The organism is Marinifilum breve, from assembly GCF_003202155.1.
GTDB lineage: Bacteria > Bacteroidota > Bacteroidia > Bacteroidales > Marinifilaceae > Marinifilum > Marinifilum breve.
In genome coordinates this window covers 1-23146 of sequence record NZ_QFLI01000007.1, presented here as the reverse complement: position 1 = coordinate 23146, position 23146 = coordinate 1, and the positions used below count along the sequence as shown (strand labels likewise).

The window sequence follows — 23146 nt, the reverse complement described above, 5'->3', positions numbered from 1 at the left end:
TTCGTTTAACAAGATTTAGGTTCCAAATGAATCAGAAGTTCCAATATACAAAGGAAAGACAGAAATAAGAAACTTTGCATAAAAATTTAATCAGCCAATTAACACTTCAATAACTTACTGTTTTAAGTAAGTATCTTATCTTTACATTTTACTAACCTTTAAACTTCGAAAATCATGTTTGTTAAAAGTAATATGCTTTTGATGGTAAGTGTGATTATGCTTTTTAGTTTTAATTCTTGTAAGACCCAAGAAGAAAAAGCTGTAGATATTCACAATCATGCTTTCACAATAGATACCCATGTTGATACTCCATATCATTTGTTGAATAAGGATTTTAATATTAGTGAATATCATGCCTACAAAAGAGGTGGAAGTTGTGTTGATTTTCCAAGAATGAAGGAAGGTGGTTTAGATGGAATCTTTTTTGCCGCTTTTACATCGCAACGAGAAAGAACCGCTGAAAACATTCTGTTTGCCAGAGAAAAGGCAGATGAATTGATTGATTCGATTTATGCAGCATGTGATAAATATCCGGAAATGGCGGAGGTGGCCTTAAATGTAGCTGATGGATATCGCTTGGAAAAAGAAGGCAAAAGAGCAATATATATTGGCTTGGAAAATGGCTTTCCAATTGGAACTGAACTATCGGAAGTAGAAAGATATTTCAAGAAGGGAGTACGTTACATTACACTGTGTCACACATCGAATAATGATATTTGCGATTCTTCAACAGATAAGCATGGTGCAGAATTTGATGGATTAAGCGAGTTTGGTGAAGAGGTAGTGAAGGAAATGAATCGATTGGGAATATTAATTGACGTTTCTCATATTTCTGATAGCTCATTTTATGATGTGATTAAACTATCAAAAAGTCCGGTTATAGCATCACATTCTTGTGCAAGAGCAATTTGTGATAACCCAAGGAATTTAACGGATGATATGCTGAAGACTTTAGCTAAAAATGGAGGAGTGATTCAAATGTGCATATTGGATGATTACGTAAAAGCTCCTGATAAAAATAGTGAACGCTACAAGAAAGAAATGGAATTGCGTGAGCGTTATCGAAAATTGGGAAAAATTACCAAGGAAGAGGAACAGAAAATTTGGGCAGAATGGAGACAATTGCAAATAGATTATCCTAAGAAAAAACCAACAGTTGCTGATGCGGTAGATCATATTGATCACATTGTAAAAATAATTGGAATTGATTACGTTGGCATAGGAACAGATTTTGATGGCGGCGGCGGTTTGAAAGATTGTGCCGATGTAAGCCAGATGATGAATATTACGACAGAGTTGCTAAAGAGAGGTTATTCTAAAGAGGATATTCATAAAATTTGGGGTGGAAACTTCATGAGAGTTTTCAAACGAGTTGAAGATTTGGCTGAGAAAGTAAAAGCCTAAATGATTCAAAAAATTGACTGAATAATTTTTACTTTTGCTCTGATTGACAAAAAATAGAAACCTGTGAAGAAAGTTTTAGTAATAAGCGAGAAGAACGAAGCGCGTTCACAAATGGCCGAAAAATGGCTGAATTACTATGGTAAAAAACATCTAAAAGTTTGGAGTGCCGGATTAGAGAAGGGAGTAATTAGTGTTTTGGCACAGAAAGCGATGGCCGAAGCTGTTATGGACATTCCAGAATACAAATCGAAAGCTTTGAGCGATTTAAAAGAGGATAGTTTTGACTATGTATTGTGTTTTGATAAAGAGTTTTCGAGTAGTATACCTGAGTTAAAGGGAAATCCTGAAGTGAAAGTTTTTGATGTACCAAATCCCGTTACAATTGAGGGAGAGGAGAAGGTAAAACTACAAGCTTACAATGCGGTTTGCAATGCAATTGACGATGCTTGCTTTGTTTTTGTACAGGAACGCTTTCAGATTGTATCATAAATTAACAGATTTATTGATAATATATTTTATTTACATAGCACATATCTTTGATAAAGTGCAATGTGTTAAACTTACAAAGAGATTCATTTAATGGATCTCTTTTTTTTGTGCTCATCCATTTGATTTTGGATGATTTAACAAGATAAAAGTAATTCTGATTCGCCAATTTCTTCTTTGAAATTGAGTTTCAAACATTTTTATTTTCATCACATTTATTTTGTCTGAATAAGCTTTGTTTTTTACTAACTTGCTTGACATGACTGTGATTTATTCGTAATTTTAAATAGATCCGATTGGACTTCTAATGTATGTAAAATCAATATTTTATGACCTTTGTAATGTTCCATATTATTATAGATGTTTTTCTGGAAACCGATCGGAGTAAACCTTCTCTAAGTCCTGAAAAGAATTAAGCAGTTCAATTTATTTTTTAGAATCTATTCATATAAAAGGAGGCGAAGATGAAAAAAAACATTGGAGTTTGGTTAGATACCGAAAAAGCCTACATTATTACACTTGAAAATGGCAATAGCCAGGTAGAAACAATTGAATCGGAAGTTGAAACAAGAGTACGTTTTAAAGGAGAAACAAAGGCTTATTCCCGAATGGGGAATCAGTTTATTAATCCAGCAAAGCGAATGACTCACCGACGCAGACATCAGTTCAAGCAATATTTTGAAAGTATTAGCGATAAACTGGAGGATGCAGAGGAGATATACTTGTTTGGACCAGCCGAAACAAAAGTGCATCTAGCAAAGCATATTAATAAGCATACCAATCTTAATGATAGAGTGAGAAAAATTGAATCGGAAGATAATATGACCGAGAATCAAATGATTGCTCGTGTTAAAGAGATATTTAGTTCCGATCCTGTAAAGATTAAAGCAAGGATCAGACATTAAGATATAGTAGATTAGCATATCAATAGGTAAGTAAGGCGGTTCCCGGTTTTGAATATTTTGCATGATTGCCATCGAAGCAGAATTCAAAGCCGGGAATTTCTTTTGACCTTGATCAATAGACCGCTATTGGAAATTAAATGCTTCTAAGTTTTTGTTTCATGCTTGAAGCCGATAGTTGAATACTTGCTATTCCTTACACGAATTTCTAATTTAGCATGCATATTAATTTTTGAAGAAAATATAAACCAATAATGATTCAACAGACAGAAATCACTTTACCTGCTTATTCGAGAGGATACCACTTAATTGACTCAGAAATAAGAAGAAATTTACCTGATTTACCAGAAACTGGAATGATGCACTTGTTTATCAAACATACATCTGCAGCATTGACCATTAATGAGAATGCAGATCCATCGGTTCGTGATGATTTTGAGTCAATCATGAATCATTTGGTGCCAGAAAATGAACCATATTATACTCATGTTTTCGAAGGTTCTGATGATATGCCTGCACATGTAAAAGCTTCAATGATGGGAACGGAATTAACAATTCCCATTACAAATCACCAATTAAATATGGGAATTTGGCAGGGAATTTATTTGTGTGAATTTAGAAATAGAGGAGGACGACGTAAAATTGTTGTTACGATATATTCATAAAAAAAACGCCTCATTTCGAGGCGTTTCTTCTTTATATAGCTTGTGTTTTTTCTCTTAACCAGGCTTTGTGTTTCTCATCCAATTCCAGAGAAAGGATATCGTATACTTTTTGATGATAATTGTTCAGCCAGTATCTTTCTTCTTGTGTTAGTAATTCTACAATGATGCCTTTGGTCTCGAAATGACAAAGTGTGATGGTTTCAAACTCCAAATAATCACCAAATTCCGATGATCCAGCATCTTTACAAAGAATTAGGTTTTCGTGACGAATTCCATATTTCCCATCTCGGTACAATGCAGGTTCGTTTGATGTAATCATTCCTTTAAGAATAGCTTGATCTTTCAGTTCCTGTCGAATGCTTTGAGGACCTTCGTGCACATTCATAAAACAACCAACTCCATGACCTGTTCCATGACCATAATTGCGCAGGTTTTTCCACAAATCCATTCGTGCCAAAGCATCAATGTTGCAACCACGTGTTCCTACAGGGAAAACTGCCATTGACAATTGCATCATACCTTTTAACACCAAGGTATAATCTATCTTTTGTTCTTCGCTTAAATCTCCAAGAGGAATAGTTCTGGTAATATCCGTTGTTCCATCAAGATATTGAGCTCCAGAATCAATTAAAAGAATGCTTTCTTTTTCAATCTCAACATTACTTTCTTCGGTTGTGTGATAATGTGGTTGTGCTCCATGAGCTTTATAGCCACAAATGGTTCCAAAACTTTCACCTACAAAACCTTCTTGTTGAGAGCGTAACTCCTTTAATTTTTCCATTACCGTGAATTCGGTAACTTTTGTATTACCAAGATTTTCTTCCAACCAATAGTAGAAATGGGTTAAGGCTATACCATCTTTTTTCATGGCATTCTTCATACCTTCAATTTCTACATCATTTTTAGTACTTTTAAAAAGTTGGGTTGGGTTTTCTCTTTCAATGATGTTTGCTGAAATGGAATTGAAGATTCTTAGGTTTGTTCTGTTAATATCCAAAAGAACATTGGCAGATCCTGGTATTTCTTCTAAATCATTAAAAACGCTATTGTAACCAGCTATTTCAATTTCATCTTCCAGCAAATCTTTAACTAAACTTTCCGGAACTTTATCTTCGTTTAAGTAAATAGTAGCCTTTTCTTTTTCAATAAGAGCATATGCCAATGCCAGCGGATTGTAATCAACATCGCTTCCACGTAAATTGAAAATCCACGCAACATCATCCATACTCCCAACAAAATGATAGTTGCAATCCAATTCAGCCATTTTCTTCCGAAGCTTTGTTAGCTTGGCATATCTGGTTTTACCAGAATACTTTAAATCATGATCGAAGATTTCTCCATTAGGCAGTGCTGGGCGATCTTCCCAAATTTCATCGATTAAATCAAATTCTTCAACAATATGAATGCCTAAGTCGCCTAAGCTATTTTTTAAATTGCGTGTTTCGGCAACTGAAAAGCAAGTTCCATCAAATCCAACATTTGCATCTGTATCCAGTTCTGAGCTTAACCACTGATATGGAGTAGGAGTATTCTCTGTTCCCATTTTGAATAGCTCAATTCCACTGTCAATCAACTCTTTTTCGGCTTGTAAAAAATATCTGGAATCGGTCCAAAGACCAGCTTTATTTTCGGTGATAACTACAGTTCCTGCCGATCCGGTAAATCCTGAAATCCATTGGCGGCTAGTCCATCGGTAAGGAACATACTCGCTCATATGTGGATCTGAGCTGGTAATGATGTAAGCGTTAATTTCTTTTTCATTCATTAGAAAACGCAATGCGTTTACTCTTTCGGCAATAGTCATTTTTAGGTTTGTTATTGTTTAGGCCATAAAATTACAATAATATGAAGGAATAGAGACGATTCCTAGCTTAAAAATGTCACGTAAAATATAATTTTATACAAAAAAAGCCTCTTTCTCATAAGAAAAAGAGGCTTCTTCGAATTGTATTTTATTATCTTAAACTAACATTTCCATACTGGCTGTTAATTTTTACTTTTCCTTTAGGATCGGTTGAGTTTCCTACGATTACTTTTAAGTAGGTTTCCGAATTGTCAACGATCTTTTGAATTACTTCGGCATTGTCAGGATAGTTGATACCGCAGTATTTGGTTTCAGCTTCAAGTGAATACGAAGCACCTGCTTCAATTGCAATTCTACTTGCTACATATTGGTTATCCACTTTAATGCTTTCAAAATCTTTGGAAACATTATCGATTTTACAATTACCATATTTAAGAGTCAATTCCAATGCTTTATTCACATTTTCAATTCTAAAATCTGAATATTGTCCCATATTAACTCTAAATATATCTGTATTCACAATGTTGAATGCATCATATTTTGAATCTGCAAAAACAGTTTCATTATTATCCAAGTGCAGTTTAGAATAACGACTTACAACAATTAGTGTCTTACTTGTTCCAATATTCATTTTCGAATACTTTAATGTAAGTTTGGTTCTGTTGCACTCTTCAATGGTCGCTTTTGCATAAGCTAGGTTAATAGTACTTACAGGTTTTTCTTCTGGATATAGAAGCTTTTCTGCTTTTAGATTTCCATAGCTTAGGTTAATGTTAGCTTTTTCTTTAAGCGATTGAATAAAGATATTTCCAAATTTATTGACTACATCTAGTTTAATGTATTCTGGCATAAAAATTTCATAATCGATACTGAATTTCTTACCAGTTTTAAACTTTGTCGACATTCTGGTTTCTGCTTTAATTACATCACCAATTTTATCCATATTGATATCGATATTGGTGAAAAGTAACTTTGCCTTTTCCTCACTGGTAGTTTCAATGGTAATTAAAACCTTTACCGAAACAGAATCTTTCTCCCAATTATGGATGTCAACATCACCATATTTGTTGCTAATATTTAATTCAGTTCCTTGCTTGGCCGAGAATACTTCGATAATTTCTTTCTCGTATTCATCCGTAGCAAAGGAGTTGAATCCAAATCCCATAACTAAAATCAGTAGGATAGCCGAAAATTTAAATTTAAATGCTTTCATCGTTGTTCTATTTTTATGCTTTTAAATTCTTGTTATTAGTGGTTGTTTTCTGAATTATGCCGAGACATTCAGATTTGTTTTTGTTTGCTTTCTTACCTGGTACAATTGCTCAATAATTCTGTTTAAAATATTGGTTTTTACCTGGTAATATTCAATCATAGCCTGAATCACTCTGTCATCATCAGGATGCAATTTCAATTCTTGTTTCAGTTGATTGTAGCGTTTATCCATTTCTTTCAGTTCTTCTGATAAAATGTTTTGATGCTCCTTGTTATCAAAGCTTCCCATTCGCTCAATCATCCTCAACTGGCTGTCGATATTCGATGTGTAAAACAATTCAACTTCCTGATATTCCGGAGATATTGCTCCTAGTCCTAATTCTACAGGAGATTGCATTTTACGAATCTGATATCCAGTAATCCCTGAAATGACCACAAAAATAGCTATTGTTGCCACTTTTAAAAGTCTTGACATCCCAAATAGAGATTTCTTTTTTTGTTCATCGTTCAATTTTCCAAGAAAGTTTTCAAAATGATCGCTCCCAGGATCATGATCATCGAATGCTTCCCTGTGTTCCCTAAGTACTTTTTCCAATTCTTTCATACATACAAGTTTTATTCGAATTGTTGTACGTAACCTTCTTTTTTCTATGTTAATACTTCATGGTGGTGTAGTCATTTGGTATTAACGGCAATAAGAGAACGGTTTACAGCAATTTTTTGGTTTTCTCTTTTTCTAATATTTGAATCAGTTTCTTTTTGGCTCTCAAAAATTGTGATCTTGAAGTTGAAGCATTTACATTCATAACTTTTGCGATCTCTTCATGATCATATCCTTCCAATAAGTACAAATTCAATATAATACGGTAACCTGTTGGTAGCAGGTTTATCCCTTTTTTAATGATATCAATTTGCTCTTTGGTATCCTCAATTTCATAACTGCTTTCCTCTTCTTTTAGCTTGTATAACTCATCTTCCAATGGGAAAAGTTCAAGCTTTCTCTTTTTTAAGCTATCCAAAGAACGATTAATTACGATTCGTTTTAACCAGGCACCAAAGCTAACTTCACCTTTATACTTTTTGATATTTTTAAAAGCTGATAAAAACGCTTCCTGCATAATATCTTCGGCTTCCGATTCGTCTTTTACGATTCGCAAAGACGAATTATACATTGCCTTATAGTATAATTTATAAATCTTAAATTGTGCTTTGGGGTCGTTCTTTCCGCAAAGCTCAATTAAATCCTGGTGAATGTTTTGGTACAATGAGCTCATTAATCAATTTCTATTCTAATGACGATTGCGGAAATCATGCGTTGCATGTCTTTTTAATTATTTACGAGAATAAATATAATTTAAAAAGAGATACCAAGATAGTGTTGAGGAAAGAATATTTTGTAAATAACAGGTATTGATGTAATTGATGATTAAAAAAATGTACTTGCACGGGAAAGAATAATTTTTGTAAATTCTTTTATTGTTGATCTAAAAATTTTCAGGCTGCGTTTAAATTGGTATTCAAACTCATTTCTTTCCAGTTTTTGCTCATTGATATTCTCAATTTTAGAGATGAGTCGGTTAGCCATGTGCTCATACACCGACCTTTTGTAATGTCTAATGCTATGATTGATGTCTGATTCGGTAATAAATTCTCTTACATCAAGAATGTAGGTGTCTTTGTGTGAACTACAGAATTGTTCTAAAGCTTTGTTCATTCTTTCATGACGAGCTCTTGCTTTACCATATTCAGATTGATTGGTAATCGGAGTGTCAACTTCGGCACCATTGATAAATATGATTGGCTTTTTTACCTTTTTTCGAATGGTTTCGAGGTTTTTGATCAGCTGATCTTCAGAAATCTGTCCAATGAAATCATATTCAGAGCTGAAAAAATCATAAAAAGCTTCATTCATATTTTTGAATTCGTGTTTTTTGCAACGAGCAACAAATTCAGCTTTCGTTTCATTTACAAAATCGGAATAGGATTCATATGGAATTTTAACTCCCGACGATTTTGACTGGTACAAATCCATTGTATAATCAATAAGTAAACTGTAGACTAAAATATCGTAATTATTAGAAAACACTTCTGTGTCGAAAACATGTGGATCCAGAAAAGGAAAGGAAGCAATCAGGTAATTCTTACTTTCTTTGCCCAGACTTTCCGACTGTAGTAGAATTTCGGTATGTGCTTTGGGAATGGGGTGGTTGTTTTGGTTTACGTCATTGTATTCAGTATCTACTTCCAAATCTTTATACGATAAATAATGCGCCATTTGCCTTAAATCGCATGCCCCTTTTAATAGTATTTTGGTCGATGAAGAATCATGGTTCCGATCATCCTTAGTCCAATCGTCAACCTCCTTTATCCAGTGTGGTTGGTCTTTTGAATTTAATTCAACCGTAACATCTCCAACTCGTTTTAATTTAGGGAAATTGAGTTTGGCATACATATATTGCTCTACACCAATATTCATCGATCGGCAAGAAAATAGAAAATGTTCTAGATGATTTTGAATTTTATGCAAGGCATAGAAGCCTACAATGCCATATTCTCCAAAGCGGTCTTTTACTTTTACAGCTTTGCATTCATAATCAGGATTAATTAGCAATGCCTCCAATTCGTGCTTATCAATTCTTTTCTTGGTGTAGTTGATTTGGTTGGTTCGGTTAATGAGCTCGTGAATTCGATCAATTATAGGTTCTAAATTTTCTATAATCGCTAAGTGAATATCCGATGATTCCAGAAAGTGAATATTGTCTGAGAAATGCTCTTTTTCCTTCTCTTTTTCTTCAAGGATTTTATATTGCTGCAATCTGCTTAGTGCAGTATCATCCTTTCCGGTAAAAGCTTTGTGATTGCTAATTTCTTGGATGAAATCAGGTTCTTTGGTATGAATTCCTTTGTTGTAAAATTCTACTTCAGCCAGATTTAAATGATTATCGTCGAGAAATAAAACATTTGCAGGACGAAGCTGAGCCGAACTGATAATTTGTTTGATGTTATTGCCTTTAGGATTCCAATTAATCTGCGGAAATACGAAGTAGTCCCAAACCTTCAATTCAACCAGTTTGGATTTAGCCGTTTCAAAATCGTTTTTAGAAGCAATTGAATTGATAATTCCTCTCGAGCTTAGATGTTTAATCAGTTGAATGTTATTGTCTATTGGAATAATGCCTTCTTCCGATAAAGTGCCTTTCCAAAATGTATCATCCAAATCCCAAATTACCAGTTTAATTGATTCCATATTGTGTAGTTAATTGTTAGTTTACTCTAAATTTATATAGAATAAATAAAAATAACAATCGATTAAAGTGTTGTTCATGAGGAGAATAGGAGGGTTGATCAAAATAGGTATAGAACAGCTTAATAATTACTGATAAAATGAGAATCATTAACAGAAATGAAGGATTTTTGTGATCTTGCTATTGTATGAATGAGGAACGGGAACCACTTAAAGGTACTTAAATTGAAATGGCTTCGGAATTTTACCACTTTTCTACTTTTTCATTATTCAAGCTATTCAAGACATTCAGAAAAAAAGAGTCACCAAAATTTTGGTAACTCTCGTTTTTAAGTGATCCCTCTGGGGTTTCCCGATAATCCGCTACCGCTACTCTCGGGATAAACTTCTCACCCTGTTGGCGGCACTTCAAAAAAAAAGAGTCACCGATACATTTCGATAACTCATTCTTTTTAAGTGATCCCTCTGGGGTTCGAACCCAGGACCCCAACATTAAAAGTGTTGTGCTCTACCAGCTGAGCTAAGGAATCGGGATTCCTAAATTACTGAAAAAATTGAATTTTTAAAAATAAATCAAAAAGCAAATGAAATTGAGATGATCAGCTTAATGATTGATTGTTTTGATGTTATGGTTTTTCTGTGTTTTTACTGCCGACAAAAAAAATATAATTATGGTTTTGCATAATTTGATTACGTACCTTTACGTTTACTTACAAGTGAAATTATAAATAATAAGCTATTTTGTTATATGTATACAAAACTACTTACAATCCTGTTTTTTCTATTATCGCTGGTGGCCACTGGACAAGATAAAATGAGTTTGAAAGGGGAGATGTTGGATTATAAAGGTGAAGATTTTTTGCTTTTAAGCGGTGATGATGGGGGAGTTTTTATTGTAGATAGTGCTAAGGTTGATTATAATGGTATCATTCGATTCAATTGGGAGGGCGATCCAGGATTTTATCGAATTGCAAATAAGAACAATAAGATTGATTTTAAAATTGACAGAACGAATTTCTGGTTTTCCTTGTCAGGTTCTATGGAAGATGGAGAGTTGCAGTTTCAAGACAATGATGAAAATTATCAATACCAATACTACCTTTCGGAATTCTCAATCTTAAATGAATCGATTCAGGATTTGCGAGAAGATTTGCTGAATTTAAATGAGAAGGACTCCTTATTTAAAGAGAAGCATTCGGAATTTAAAAAGCTTAAAAAATCGAAGCGCAATTTACTTCGTGATTTGTGGGGATCACACATTGATGATTGGTCGGCACGTTTTGCCCTGGCTCAGCAAGAGTTGATTCCTGATGTAAAACTAAAAGGCCCAAAGGCTGATGATTATTACCAGAAGCACTTCTTCGATTATTTTGCCTTTTCCGATTCACAGCTAACGGGTACACCTGTTTATTACGAGAAAGTAGCGAAGTACTTAAAAGCAAAAAAAATTAATGACTTAATCAGTAATGGAAATTACAAAGAAATTAAGGAGTTCATAGGCAATTTGTTCTGGTTGACGGAACTAAATCCAGGATCACAAAAATACATGGCCAACTACCTGATGAATCGTTTCCCGGAAGAGGAATATTACGAAGTATACCACATTGTTAGTGATGCCTACCGTATTCTAAATACTTGCGAATATGTATTGAATACCAAAACCATAAAGCGCAGAATCAATAATTTTAAAAGCATCTCGAAAGGTTGGCAAGTACCTGATATTCCTTTGTACCATACCAACGATGGGAGAGTACAGAATTTAAGCAATGTGAATAGTGAGGTAACGCTATTAATTGTGTGGTCGGGGAGTTGCGAGCATAGTGTGAATATGCTAACACAAATCTCAGAGATATATTATACGTATAAAGAATTGGGTTTAGAGGTTGTAGCCGTTTCTTTGGATAGTAACTTGAATTTCTGGAAATCTGCTGTAATGAATGGAGCTTATCCGTGGATCAATTCATGTGATACTGATGGATTACAGGGAACTGTGGCGAGCCAGTTAAATACATTTGTTACACCAAGCATGTTTTTAATCGATTCTTCCTTGAAGACCATCGCATTGCCTCAAACCTTTTTTCAATTGGAACAAAAGTTGATTGAGCTATTTAAATAAAAGACTTCACTCTAAAATTGTGTTTTCCCAGAATTATGCTCTTATGTGTTGCTTGATGAGTTTAAACAAATCTTCCGAAAGGATGGGTTTGGTAATGTAATCGGAGCAACCAGCATCCATGGCCTTTTTACGATCGTGTGATAAGGCATAAGCGGTTTGAGCAATAATTGGCACATCTTTTCTGAACTTACGGATTTGCTTTGTGGCGTGATAACCATTGGCTATCGGCATTTTAATATCCATCAGAATCAGGTTGATATTATCATTGTCTTTGCAAATCTCTTCCGCTTCTTTTCCATTTTTTGCCCAAATGATATCTAAGCCTGTTGGCGATAAAATTTCCTCCAAATACATGTAATTACTCTCTTCATCTTCGGCAATTAAAATGGTCATGTCGTTCCATTTGTAGTTCGATTGCTCTTTGGGGTTTTCCGGCTTAATGACTTCTTTAGCTTGAACCAACGGAAGGGTTATTTTGAATTCCGTACCAACATTTATTTCCGATTTTAGTTCAATTTGTCCGCCCATAAAATCAACAAAGCCTTTTGTAATGGCCAATCCCAAGCCAGTTCCACTTTGTACCATGTCATCATTATGCACTTGGTAGAACCTGTCGAATATGTGATGTTGAAATTCGGGAGCGATTCCAATGCCAGTATCTTTTACAAACAAAGTGTAATGATCATTATCCAGAGAGTACCCAAATGACACTTCTCCCTGGTGGGTGAATTTGAATGCATTTACCAACAAATTCATTAATATTTGCCTGATTTTGCTTTCGTCGCCTTTAATACCAACTTTAATTTGTGGAGCATGTTTCGACCTGCTGAATTTTAGATCTTTTTCTTTCGCCGTTGTTTTGAATACATGGTATAAGGAATCAGTCAATTCGTTTAGTTCAATATCTTCGGTTTCCATACTGATTTGATCCGCCTCAATTTTTGATATGTCAATAATGTCCGAGATAATGGTTAGCAGTTGATCACCACAAGTATGAATAATATCGATGAATTTGTCTTTTTTCGATTGACTTAATACAGGATTCTTTAGCATTTCGGAAAAACCAAGAATGCTGTTCAAAGGTGTTCGTATTTCGTGCGACATATTGGCCAGAAATGCCGATTTTAAACGATCGCTGTGCTCAGCTCTGTCTTTGGCCTTTTCGAGTTCTTTCTTGATTCTGATTTGCTCGCTAATTTCAACAGCTATACCGGCAATACCTGCTGTTTTGTTGTTTTCGTCGGTAAAGCTCGATTTGTACATGATAACATGATGCTCCGAACCATCGTTAAGTATGGCTTTGGTGGTGTATATTTGTTTGCCAGGGTTTTGGATCAACTCCTGATCCATTTTCTGATTGTGCAAAGCAAACTCTTCCGGGATGATCTCAAAATCGGTTTTGCCAATGATATTATCAAGAGTAGAGTTTATTTTTTCAGCAAAACTGGTATTGCAAAGCGTAATTACACCATTTAAATCTTTTACAAATATGGGGCTTGGAATGGCTTCAATTACAGAGTACAATTGATTCTTACTACGTCGCAATGCCATTTTATTATTCAAAGTACGGCGAATTTCTTTCTGGTTCTTAAGATTAAGAACACCTTGAAGGGATAAGATCTCCGCAAATTGGGCATAATAGGTCATTAATTTCTTTACCTCTTCGCGGGTAAATCGGGGAACTTGCTTTACCGATTGAACAAAAACTTCCTCGTCGAAATTATACTTCTTGGCTTGTTTCACAAAGAAGGATTCGTCAATTGCTTCATCATCGTAAAAGAATTGACCTAAAAATATGGTGGCCATGTGTTTGCCATCAATAATAATGGGCTGTGCAATATCCCATAGTCCGTTTTACATTTGTACTCAACAAACCTTCCTTCTTGCAGATGATTTTGAATGAACAAATCACTTTCGTGACACAGTTGACAACTTTCTTGGTTTATCCGATAAAAATCAGTACAAATGGGTTGCCATCCGGTTGCCACTAAAATATTGTGTTCTACATCAATAATGCCAATGGGGTATCCTGTTAAGGTGTAGAACTGATCCATTAGCTCTTGCACCATTTTGGTGTTAATCAGATCCGAGAAAGTAAAATGATCGTCCTTAATTTCGGATTCATTAATCCTTTGAAGCGAATCAATCTGCTCCTGCAATTGTTGGTTCTTCTGTTTCAAGTCCGAAATTTCTTGTCGCAGTTCTCTTTCCGTCTTTCGCATCATAGGGGTGGCATAATAGTAAGGTTTCCAGCTTAGTCTAAAATACTAAAAAATGCTTAATAGAGGAAAAGTAAGTATACTTGTGAATAGCTTATATTTTGCATGAGAATATCAAAAAGAAGATTGGCTGGATCTAAACGAAGTTTAATACAGCTATGAATTTATCCATTTTCTGATATTATACTTACCTTTACTTACTGTAAAATATAAACGACTATTCCTGATTATGAACTTTCGGACTTTTAATTGGCTCAATCAAAAATTTCCACAAAATTACATTTTGCGTAAGCCACTTATTGGAACTCTAATTGTTGCAGTATTCTGTTATCTTTTTACCATTCTGTATAAACCACGACATACCAATAGTTCAGACCCATTTAGTTATGAGTTAACTATGGCAATTTACCTATTGGCTTTAATGCCACCTCTGTATTTCACCATTAGAATGTTGAAATTACTTCCCAATTTTAAATACAAATCAAATTGGAGTTTTTTCAAAGAAATTGCATTTGCGTTTATACTTTTTCTAATACTTGGAGTGTGGAATTACTTCTTTGGTTTTGTAATGGAAAATACTGAGGGGCGATGGAATATATACACCTTTCTTGATTCTGTAAGGAGTACGCTTATTTTGGGTACGCTTCCCTACTTGCTTTTTACCATTCAAAATAGCAGGTATTTGTTTGCCGGAAGATATGAAACAAAGCCAGACGAGGATGACCGTCAAAAAAAGAAAAGTGAGTCAGTACACATCAATTCAAAACTAAAAAAAGGAGACATTAGCTTCGATCCGGAATCATTCTTGTATGCAGAATCGAATGGGAATTATGTGGCCTTCTATTTTCTTATAGGTAATCATATCGAAAAGGAGATGGTGCGAAACTCGATAGGAGATATAGAGAAGCAATTGAGCGAAACCCCATACCTTATGAGAACACACAGAGCTTTTATTGTGAATCTAAAAAAAGTAAACCAAAAGAAGGGGAACAGTTCTGGGTATCGTTTAAAGCTTGTTGGAGCGGATGCAGAATTACCTGTTTCCAGACAACATGTTGCCATGTACGATAAAATAGAACAAGATCTTTAAAGATCTCAGCTAACCATTTGTCACAATTAATTGCCATTCGTAACAAGTTTTACATGTAGCAGATAATGGATTTGTTCCCTGTCACAAATCTGTGATGTCTGTACCACAATTTTGTCTCTTGAGCATTTATTCCCTGACTTTGCAATGAATATCAATTGTAAAATTAAACCAGTCAGGAAACATGAATTGTTACGATCAATCGAAAATAAAAAGGTCAATCATATTAATTTTTACTCTTCTAATAGTTCAAATTCAATTGCTACATGCAGAAGGAAAGCAGATGATGTATGGGGTAATATGCGATCAGAAGGATCATGCACCCATTGCATTTGCCACCATCTCCTTGCATCATCACGCAGATAGTTCGTTGATAACAGGCACAACAAGCAATCAGGATGGATATTTTGAAATCAGTAAAGTAAAAAGAGGAAATTACTTGCTTCGAATCAGTTTTATTGGATATCATACGCGAATGTTACAAATCCAGTTTGACAATCAAAGCAAGTGTGATTTGGGAACTTTTCCTTTAAGGCAGGAAAGCATCCACATGCAAGAGGCATTGATTGTGGCAGAACGAAGGAAAGCACAGACATCTGATAGAGGTACAACTTTTTTTATGAATAAGAAAATTTACAACAGCTCAAATTCAGGTGTTGACATCCTAACACATCTTCCGGGTGTTCAGGTAGATTTGATGAAGAATATCAGCCTGGAAGGGAGTGCAGATATTAAAATTTTGGTAGATGGAAAAGAACGTGATATGCAATACTTGGAACAATTGAATGCCAAACAAATTGACAGGGTAGAAATCATACGAAATCCCGGAGCCAGATACGATGCGCATATTACCGGAGTAATCAATGTATCATTAAAGAAAAGAGAGGAGGGAATGAGCGGACATATCTTCTCCGAAATTCCTACCAATGCACAGGAAATATTCCTGGACCCAACTTTTGGATTGAATTACAACAACAGGAAATTAAATTTATATACTTCCTACAGTGGAAAACTTAGGTATTTCGACAATTCAGAAGAAAATATCAAAATGGTGAACACCAAACAAGGCTTGCAAACTTTCTATTCCATTTTGGATTTGAGACAAAAAAATTGGAAACACAATATCAATATGGGAGCCGATTATTATCTCGATTCTCAAAATCAGTTTAGTTTGTATGCTTTTATTTGTCCGGAGACTCAAAGTTTTGAAGGTACAGCCAATATGGAATTAAACACCGAAGGAATTAATGATGTAAGAGATACAAGGGATAGATTGGAGAAAAACGACTACACCTTGTCCCACTATTCCACCTATTACAAGCATCTGTTTGACAAAAAAGGTAGTGAGATCGCTTTTGATTTGAATTACTTTCGATTGCGAGGAGAGAATTCCATTTTGTATGACAATCAGGAAAGCACAAGCTTAAATGGTGTAAAGCCACACAATCAGTTCGTGGGTTTTCGCATAGATTATACCTCTCGGCTTACATCAAAAATAAAGATGGATGCAGGTTGGAAAAGTCAGTTGCGTGACATGAAGGACAGAAATTCCTCTGAATTCAGATATCAGGAAGATATTCATGCGGCTTACCTGGCGTTTTCATATGCCAATAAGAAGTGGAACGCGAGCGTTGGATTACGAGGCGAGTATGCATACACAGGCCTAGATTTTGGTGAGAAAAAAGAAGAAACCTCTTTCCTTCCTAATGTACAATTGGGCTGGCAATTTTCTAAAAAACAAAACTTACAGCTGAACTACAGAAGAAGTTTGAGGCGTCCGCATGTTTACCAGTTGTCGCCGGTGGCAACAAGCATTGATCCCATAAGTGTCAAACGAGGAAATTACGATTTGATTCCGGCATCTCATCATCAATTTAGCCTGAAACATTCAGTTTCTATTGGAAAGAGTCACCTTTCTACACAGCTTTACCATGATTTATTCAATGATGTGATTCAAAAACATGCTTTTGTGAATCAAGACAACTTGTTGGAATATAATATTGCCAATTTGGCTGAAAGAAGAGAGTTCGGATTCAAAATTAGCGCAGCTCTTAGTTTGAGTAAATCCATTGGTTTTACTCCCTATTTGAAAGGATACAGGAGGTACGATAGCCCGAATCAACAGGCCCGACAGTTGGGAATTGTAAAAAAGAATAGTTCGGGATATGAATTTGGATGCTCTTCGAGAGTGAATTTAAATGATAATTTGTCGGCCTCTGTAATTTTTCAGTACAACAGTCCCACATACGATTTGCAGAACAAACGCTTTAGCGATGCCATTTATATCTTAGCCCTCAATCAGTCGTTTAAAAGTGGGATAAAAATTGGGATTTCGTCAGCCATTCCATTGAAAAAAGATTTTACTTTTTCAGGAGTGAGAAGCAAGGGGGAGGATTATTATTCCTATACAAAAGGACAGGTGCATGTGTCCACCTTCTTTATTCGCCTTCAGGCTAGCTATCAATTTAAATGGGGAAAACAGAGAGCCAAAATTGAAAGACAAAATAGAGTAGAGGAGGGAAGCCAGGGGAAAGGATTTTAATTATGGCAGTAGCATTGCATCTTTGTTAGATCATTTGATAAATGTGGGTGTTCGCAATTGTAGATGTCTTGTAGGGACGTAGCACTGTTACGTCTTTACTGTGTTGTTCCCCGCTGTCGCACGAATCTTTTCGTGTGACTTTATTATAGAACCACGCTAAAGGATTTTCGCGGTAGCTGGAGCTGGTGTTATTTATTATAATATCACCAAATAATTAACCAATGTATTGTCATGTTTTCTTTCTCATTAATGCAAATCCCTTTTGTATATCCATTCTTCCAACTTTCTGGCATGTATTTGTTTGGTTTTAATCCATCCCAAAATTGTCCTGATTTACTATCTAAAATGTAAAAAACAAAATTATCAGAAAGGCCAGAAATATTCTCCTTTGAGAAAATATCATTAGCGTCAATGTCAATATATCCACGATTATCATTTGCTTCAAAAAATGGCACAGGATAATATTGTGTATTATTTCTAAATAGATTTTTATAATAAACTTTTTTCGAATTATCCCAGTCTATTATTGTTCTCCTTTTAATCGTAATTAATAAAGAGTCTGTTGCCAAATAACTTCCAATGGATTGGTCTTGTGCATATTTTTTGAATTTCAATATGTCTTTTGCTTTGTAATCATAAAACATATAAAAAATACATTCACTGGTTATATCAACATTCTTTGAGGTTGAATATATTCCATTAATTGAGTCAGGATTAGGAAAGAAATTTACCAAATCAGTTGGAAATTGCTTTAAATCCTTTTGATATCCTAATGTCGATATTTTATTGTTTCTTAAGCAAGAGAAAAGAAAAAAGGATAGCAATAAAGAAAGAGATGTAATATAATTAATTCTCATATTGGTTTAATATTAATATCTATTACAAAGATGTGCACCCTGCTGTCGCACGAATCCTTTTGTTTGACTTTAATTACTGTACCACGCGAAAGGATTCGCGCGGTAGCTGGGGGCAACGTATTTTTATTCAACGTAATGATTATCACTTCCAAAAAAATATTCTTCTGTTTTTTCAATATCAAACTCTGTTATTTCACCATTATTTGCGTTCATTTTAAAATGGTAATAAACTTCTGGAAAACAACTTGGTCCAGCTATACTTCCTTCTCGAATTAATGTATTAGTAGACCAAACAAAAGATTCGGTTCTTTTGTCAAACCACAAGTCGATATTCAGTTTTTTATATGGGATTTTTCTACGAATTAATTCCGAGTGTACAGAATCTATTGGTATTATTTTATCAGCAAATTCTGCTTTTGGGAAATCAATGTCTTTAATCAGTTTTCCATTTCTGTCAAGCATTAAATTCAGTCCAATTATTTCAATTCCGATTTCAGGTTTTTTTAGCTCATAAACAACTGAGTAAATTGGAAAATCTAATATTGTGTCGCAATCAACCTTTTGTTTGTCTTGACCAAGAAGTGCTAAGATTTTACTTTCGCTTTCTGTTCTTTCTATTTCAATTGGCTTGTCTGATAGGACATAACCACTTTTAAATTCTAATTCTTTAAAGTTTTTATTTCCTAATCTGCTTTTTAAAAAAGAAGTAATTTTATTCTGCATTTCAGTTGGAATTTTGTCTATATTTTCAAATTCAGCAGAATAGCAACTATTTATATATTTATAACTTTCTGTTTTAGAAGCTAACTGAGGATATTTTTCACGGGAAAATTTATCGCAAGAAGCGAATAGAATCATTAAAAACAGAAAATTGAATATTTTGACTTTCATTTCAATGTTTATGTGATGTTCGGATATGTTGCACAACGGTTAGTATATGCAAAGTAGGCGGTTGCGGGCTTCAAACTTATCAAACCGTTACGATTTTGAAGCGGGCTACACCCCGTTAATTTAATACTATTCTGCCTATTTTATATATACATTGTTATGTGCTAGCCTTTATTCTCTGTTTCGCTAATCTAAAAACCAATGGTGAAATTGGTTGAAGTCTTTTACCAGTCCATTCAATTTCTATGTTTTGTTCACTATTTATGAATTCAGCTATAATATTATTTGATGGTAAATTATGAAAGCTAAATGTGAATTCATTAATATTAATCATTACCAAATCGTCCTGTATGAATATGGAAGAACCCATTAGTGATTTGCTCTCTAAAATTCGAGTAACAGTATCGCTAAGGTATGTCTTAAAGAAATACATATTTCTAAAAAGCTTCTCAGAAGAATTTGATTTACGACTTCTATTTATCCATGCATTTAACAGATTCATAGCAGAAAGAAATAAAAATAATTCGTTTGAAGTAGTTGGGAATAATTTCATAATACCTAACGCCTCCATTAATTCAGATTTGAATATTTCGTAGTCCTTTTGTGCTGGATTCTTAATTTTATCCAGTAAATCTTCAATAGGGTACTCTTCAATTGCGTTTAAATGATTTTGTAAGAATCTTATTTGTTCTGAATATTCGTTTGATAATTTTTTCGTATTAAAATATGAAAACTCAAATAATGAAAGAACATGTACATTTTCATGCTTACACCTAAAATGTCTGGTATAAGTCGGATTACAATAGATTACATAAAGATTCTTACATTGATTGCAATTAAAATATGCTAACCTATGGGCTCTTTCTTCATCAAAAGAACAAAATACCCACGTTTCCCTTCCTTGTGAGAATAGAGGATAAATACAAGGAACTTTTTTAGCTCCTTTATTAAATGATTTTGGAATTTTTAAACTTCTAATTCCTGGAGAAAGGAAATCATACCTTTTATCAAAATCACCGACTCCAAGAATATTTTCTGCAATCTGAAGAGAAAGAGCCTTCAATAATAAATCTGAAATAGGTAAGGATTTATTGGCAGTTATTTTACTAAACTTTCCTTTGAAAAATCTTTTTAAATAATCCTTTGAAGTATCTTCATTCTTTGTAAAAGCAGTAATAAACTTATAATCCTTTTCGTACACGATTTGGAATTTTTCATTCCAAGCTCTTTTTTTCCATTTAGTAGAGTTTGTTAGATGTTGAGTTTTTATTGATAATGTGGTTCTATACCTTCCATTTTCTTGTAATTCTATCTTATTCAGAATTGCCTCATAATAGGAAAACTGAAACTCGAATTTTTGAACTTGTCCCACAAGTTTCTCATCAAATAAGATTTGCTGAAAGATTGTATATGGATAAAGAGCTCTAAAGATTTTGTCCTTATGAGTTTCTTCATGGTTTTGTTTCCATTGACTATATGTACAATTTTTTAGTTTCATATTAATGTCCCTCTTGAATGTGGGGCCTCACTTAGGCTTGCACATAACTTTTAAAATGTGCACTAGTGCACTTATTTTTCTTATCTCAAATTAAAAAGGTGCACAATACTGACCTATTTGGGGTGTATTGTGCACCTCTTTAAAATCAATCTTGTGAATTTATAAAACAATAATTGCGAAACAAAATAAACAATTGGTATTACTTAATAAAGTGCTTCCTGAATTGGTTCAGGAGCTCATTTTCCCAAAAAAGTACTTCCTGAATTGGTTCAGGTGCTTGTTTTCTCAAAAAAGTACTTCCTGAATTGGTTCAGGATCTCGTTTTCTCGAAAAAGTACCTCCTGAATTGGTTCAGGTGCTTGTTTTCTCGAAAAAGTATCTCCTGAATTGGTTCAGGAGCTCGTTTTCCCAAAAAAGTACCTCCTGAATTGGTTCAGGAGCTCGTTTTCCCAAAAAAGTACCTCCTGAATTGGTTCAGGAGCTCATTTTCCCAAAAAAGTACCTCCTGAATTGGTTCAGGTGCTTGTTTTCTCAAAAAAGTATCTCCTGAGTTGGTTCAGGAACTCATTTTTATAAACAACAATCTCTTCAATTAGGTGAAGCGATTGTTGTTTCAAAAGCTTATTTCTTGGCTTTCTTTTAGCAAAGGAATGATTCAAAATTCGGGAGATTCTATTCTAAGAGCTTGTGCTTGTATTTTACGATAGGTAAGAATAGTGGTGTTTTTAAGTAAATTAAATTTTGAGTGGTAAAATTATGAGGGTTTGTATTGTTCCTTATATATAAAAGGATTAGGTGCTTTGGTAAAAAATGTTAAAAAAGTTTTTTTGATTTACAAAATAAATTAAATTTATAATGGTTTAATAATAATGCTGTTGGTTCACATCATAAAAAATAGAATATGATAGAACAAATGAATTTTTCGAAGTTGCACTTAAACGAGTTTTTAAGTTATTGCGGTGAAATTTCGACTTATCTAAAATCGATAGATAAGGAAGGATTACAAATTGTATCTGTTATAGATCAGTTTACAGCCAGGTACGAGGTGGCTGTTAAGGTATCGAACCGTGCTCGTTCAAGTAAGTTTACACATTTACTCAAGGGAAAAGATCATCGTCGTGATGAGTCTTTCCTTGCATTTCGTAATCTGGTTGAAGCATGTTCTCATCGTAAGGATGCAACATTTGCTGAGAAAGCAGAAAGTTTATTGAGAATAATCAGGTCTCACGGCTGGTCGTTGCATACAAAGGGTAGAGCAAATCAATCGGCTAAAATGGCCAGTTTGGTTAAAGAACTCAGCTCTGCTGAAAATACCAGTTTAATAGCAGGCTTATCTGCTACCGATTGGTATCAGGATATGGTTGATGATAATGCAGAGTATTTGAAACTGCAGGAAGATAAAACCGTTGCTGAATCATCGGAAGACGATTACGACACTTTAGAAGTGTACAAAGATTTAAGAATTAGTTGCGAGCAATTGTTCGAGGGCATTGAGGTCTTGAATCGAATTGCTCCTAACGAAAAGTACGATCAGATGGAAGCTTTCATTAACGATTGTACACAGCGTTATCAAACCATAGTGAAATCACGCACTACTAAAAACGAAAACGCTAAAGAAGAACAAACAGAAGAACAAGAGGCATAAATAAAAAAAGCTGAGGCTCCAGAAATTCTCGTGTTAAACCCGCAAAAGTTTTATAAGGGAATTAAGGGCCTCGGCTTATGACAAAAATAAAACCATTTTGTCAGTATTTATCTATCCTCTATAATTTTTATACCAACAGCATTTATTTTAAGACTAAACCTCCTTTTTATTATGAAAGGAGGTTTTTTATTTTTTGACCAATTTAAAACCTGATAATTCTGAATAGGAGAGAGAGCATAAGCATCTTAGAGTTATCTCTAAAATTTATTTCATAAAAAAAGAGTCACCGATATTCTCGATAACTCTTCATTTCTTTAAGTGATCCCTCTGGGGTTCGAACCCAGGACCCCAACATTAAAAGTGTTGTGCTCTACCAGCTGAGCTAAGGAATCATCCTGATTTTATTTGAAAGACTTTGGTTGTCTTTTAAGTGATCCCTCTGGGGTTCGAACCCAGGACCCCAACATTAAAAGTGTTGTGCTCTACCAGCTGAGCTAAGGAATCATCCTGATTTTATTTGAAAGACTTTGGTTGTCTTTAAGTGATCCCTCTGGGGTTCGAACCCAGGACCCCAACA

Annotated in this window: 17 protein-coding genes, 3 tRNA genes and 1 pseudogene; 8 read left to right on the top strand and 13 right to left on the bottom strand. The window is 34.4% G+C overall.

Going from position 1 to position 23146, the window contains the following annotated elements; translation table 11 throughout:
• Positions 1-174 precede the first annotated feature (174 nt).
• The 4 genes from DF185_RS15290 to DF185_RS15275 all read left to right on the top strand — a co-directional run bounded on the left by DF185_RS15290 (position 175) and on the right by DF185_RS15275 (position 3457).
• Entirely contained in the window at positions 175-1404 is a 1230-nt protein-coding gene (locus DF185_RS15290; RefSeq protein ID WP_110361634.1) for a dipeptidase, read from the top strand.
• A gap of 63 nt (positions 1405-1467) precedes the next feature.
• Positions 1468-1893 carry an arsenate reductase/protein-tyrosine-phosphatase family protein gene (locus DF185_RS15285; RefSeq protein WP_110361633.1) on the top strand — a complete coding sequence of 142 codons (426 nt, stop codon included), beginning with the start codon at positions 1468-1470 and terminating at the stop codon, positions 1891-1893.
• 461 nt (positions 1894-2354) lie between these two features.
• Complete coding sequence (locus DF185_RS15280; RefSeq protein ID WP_110361632.1) at positions 2355-2795, top strand: hypothetical protein; 441 nt, start codon at positions 2355-2357, stop codon at positions 2793-2795.
• Positions 2796-3046: 251 nt separating this feature from the next.
• The gene (locus DF185_RS15275; protein WP_110361631.1) at positions 3047-3457 is read left to right on the top strand and encodes a secondary thiamine-phosphate synthase enzyme YjbQ; all 411 of its coding nucleotides are present in this window, start codon (positions 3047-3049) and stop codon (positions 3455-3457) included.
• A gap of 31 nt (positions 3458-3488) precedes the next feature.
• On the opposite strand, the gene DF185_RS15270 is transcribed toward DF185_RS15275, so the two are convergent.
• The 6 genes from DF185_RS15270 to DF185_RS15240 form a co-directional block, all read right to left on the bottom strand.
• Positions 3489-5261 (bottom strand): aminopeptidase P family protein, encoded by a 1773-nt coding sequence (locus DF185_RS15270; RefSeq protein ID WP_110361630.1) that lies wholly within the window; start codon positions 5259-5261, stop codon positions 3489-3491.
• Between the two features lie 151 nt (positions 5262-5412).
• Complete coding sequence (locus tag DF185_RS15265; protein ID WP_110361629.1) at positions 5413-6474, bottom strand: hypothetical protein; 1062 nt, start codon at positions 6472-6474, stop codon at positions 5413-5415.
• Positions 6475-6528: 54 nt separating this feature from the next.
• The gene (locus DF185_RS15260) at positions 6529-7077 is read right to left on the bottom strand and encodes a hypothetical protein (RefSeq protein ID WP_110361628.1); all 549 of its coding nucleotides are present in this window, start codon (positions 7075-7077) and stop codon (positions 6529-6531) included.
• A 103-nt stretch (positions 7078-7180) separates the two neighbouring features.
• Entirely contained in the window at positions 7181-7747 is a 567-nt protein-coding gene (locus DF185_RS15255) for an RNA polymerase sigma factor (protein WP_110361627.1), read from the bottom strand.
• A 152-nt stretch (positions 7748-7899) separates the two neighbouring features.
• Complete coding sequence (locus tag DF185_RS15250; RefSeq protein ID WP_110361626.1) at positions 7900-9720, bottom strand: HAD-IIIC family phosphatase; 1821 nt, start codon at positions 9718-9720, stop codon at positions 7900-7902.
• Between the two features lie 454 nt (positions 9721-10174).
• Positions 10175-10247 (bottom strand) — tRNA-Lys (locus DF185_RS15240).
• A 218-nt stretch (positions 10248-10465) separates the two neighbouring features.
• Here DF185_RS15240 and DF185_RS15235 point away from each other — a divergent pair.
• Positions 10466-11833, top strand: coding sequence for a thioredoxin-like domain-containing protein (locus tag DF185_RS15235; protein WP_110361624.1), 1368 nt, complete (start codon positions 10466-10468; stop codon positions 11831-11833).
• A gap of 33 nt (positions 11834-11866) precedes the next feature.
• Here the strand turns inward: DF185_RS15235 and DF185_RS24215 are convergent, their stop codons facing one another.
• Both DF185_RS24215 and DF185_RS15230 read right to left on the bottom strand, forming a co-directional pair.
• Positions 11867-12751: an ATP-binding response regulator gene (locus DF185_RS24215; RefSeq protein ID WP_369073413.1), complete on the bottom strand. Its 885-nt coding sequence runs from the start codon at positions 12749-12751 to the stop codon at positions 11867-11869.
• A 24-nt stretch (positions 12752-12775) separates the two neighbouring features.
• Positions 12776-13887 (bottom strand): annotated as a pseudogene (locus DF185_RS15230) (PocR ligand-binding domain-containing protein); the annotation flags it as partial.
• Positions 13888-14335: 448 nt separating this feature from the next.
• On the opposite strand from DF185_RS15230, the gene DF185_RS15220 reads away from it, so the two are divergent.
• Both DF185_RS15220 and DF185_RS15215 read left to right on the top strand, forming a co-directional pair.
• Entirely contained in the window at positions 14336-15142 is an 807-nt protein-coding gene (locus DF185_RS15220) for a LytTR family DNA-binding domain-containing protein (RefSeq protein WP_165836044.1), read from the top strand.
• A 181-nt stretch (positions 15143-15323) separates the two neighbouring features.
• Positions 15324-17681 carry a TonB-dependent receptor gene (locus DF185_RS15215; protein WP_110361620.1) on the top strand — a complete coding sequence of 786 codons (2358 nt, stop codon included), beginning with the start codon at positions 15324-15326 and terminating at the stop codon, positions 17679-17681.
• A 203-nt stretch (positions 17682-17884) separates the two neighbouring features.
• Here DF185_RS15215 and DF185_RS15210 read toward each other — a convergent pair whose 3' ends face one another.
• From DF185_RS15210 to DF185_RS15200, 3 genes are all read right to left on the bottom strand, one after another.
• Positions 17885-18538 (bottom strand): hypothetical protein, encoded by a 654-nt coding sequence (locus DF185_RS15210; RefSeq protein ID WP_110361619.1) that lies wholly within the window; start codon positions 18536-18538, stop codon positions 17885-17887.
• Positions 18539-18661: 123 nt separating this feature from the next.
• Positions 18662-19429, bottom strand: coding sequence for a hypothetical protein (locus DF185_RS15205; RefSeq protein ID WP_133250048.1), 768 nt, complete (start codon positions 19427-19429; stop codon positions 18662-18664).
• 154 nt (positions 19430-19583) lie between these two features.
• Entirely contained in the window at positions 19584-20924 is a 1341-nt protein-coding gene (locus DF185_RS15200) for a hypothetical protein (RefSeq protein WP_110361617.1), read from the bottom strand.
• Between the two features lie 901 nt (positions 20925-21825).
• Here DF185_RS15200 and DF185_RS15195 point away from each other — a divergent pair.
• Positions 21826-22569 (top strand): DUF6261 family protein, encoded by a 744-nt coding sequence (locus tag DF185_RS15195; protein WP_110361616.1) that lies wholly within the window; start codon positions 21826-21828, stop codon positions 22567-22569.
• Between the two features lie 319 nt (positions 22570-22888).
• Here DF185_RS15195 and DF185_RS15190 read toward each other — a convergent pair.
• Both DF185_RS15190 and DF185_RS15185 read right to left on the bottom strand, forming a co-directional pair.
• Positions 22889-22961 (bottom strand) — tRNA-Lys (locus DF185_RS15190).
• A gap of 39 nt (positions 22962-23000) precedes the next feature.
• A tRNA-Lys gene (locus DF185_RS15185) sits at positions 23001-23073 on the bottom strand.
• Between the last annotated feature and the right edge of the window lie 73 nt (positions 23074-23146).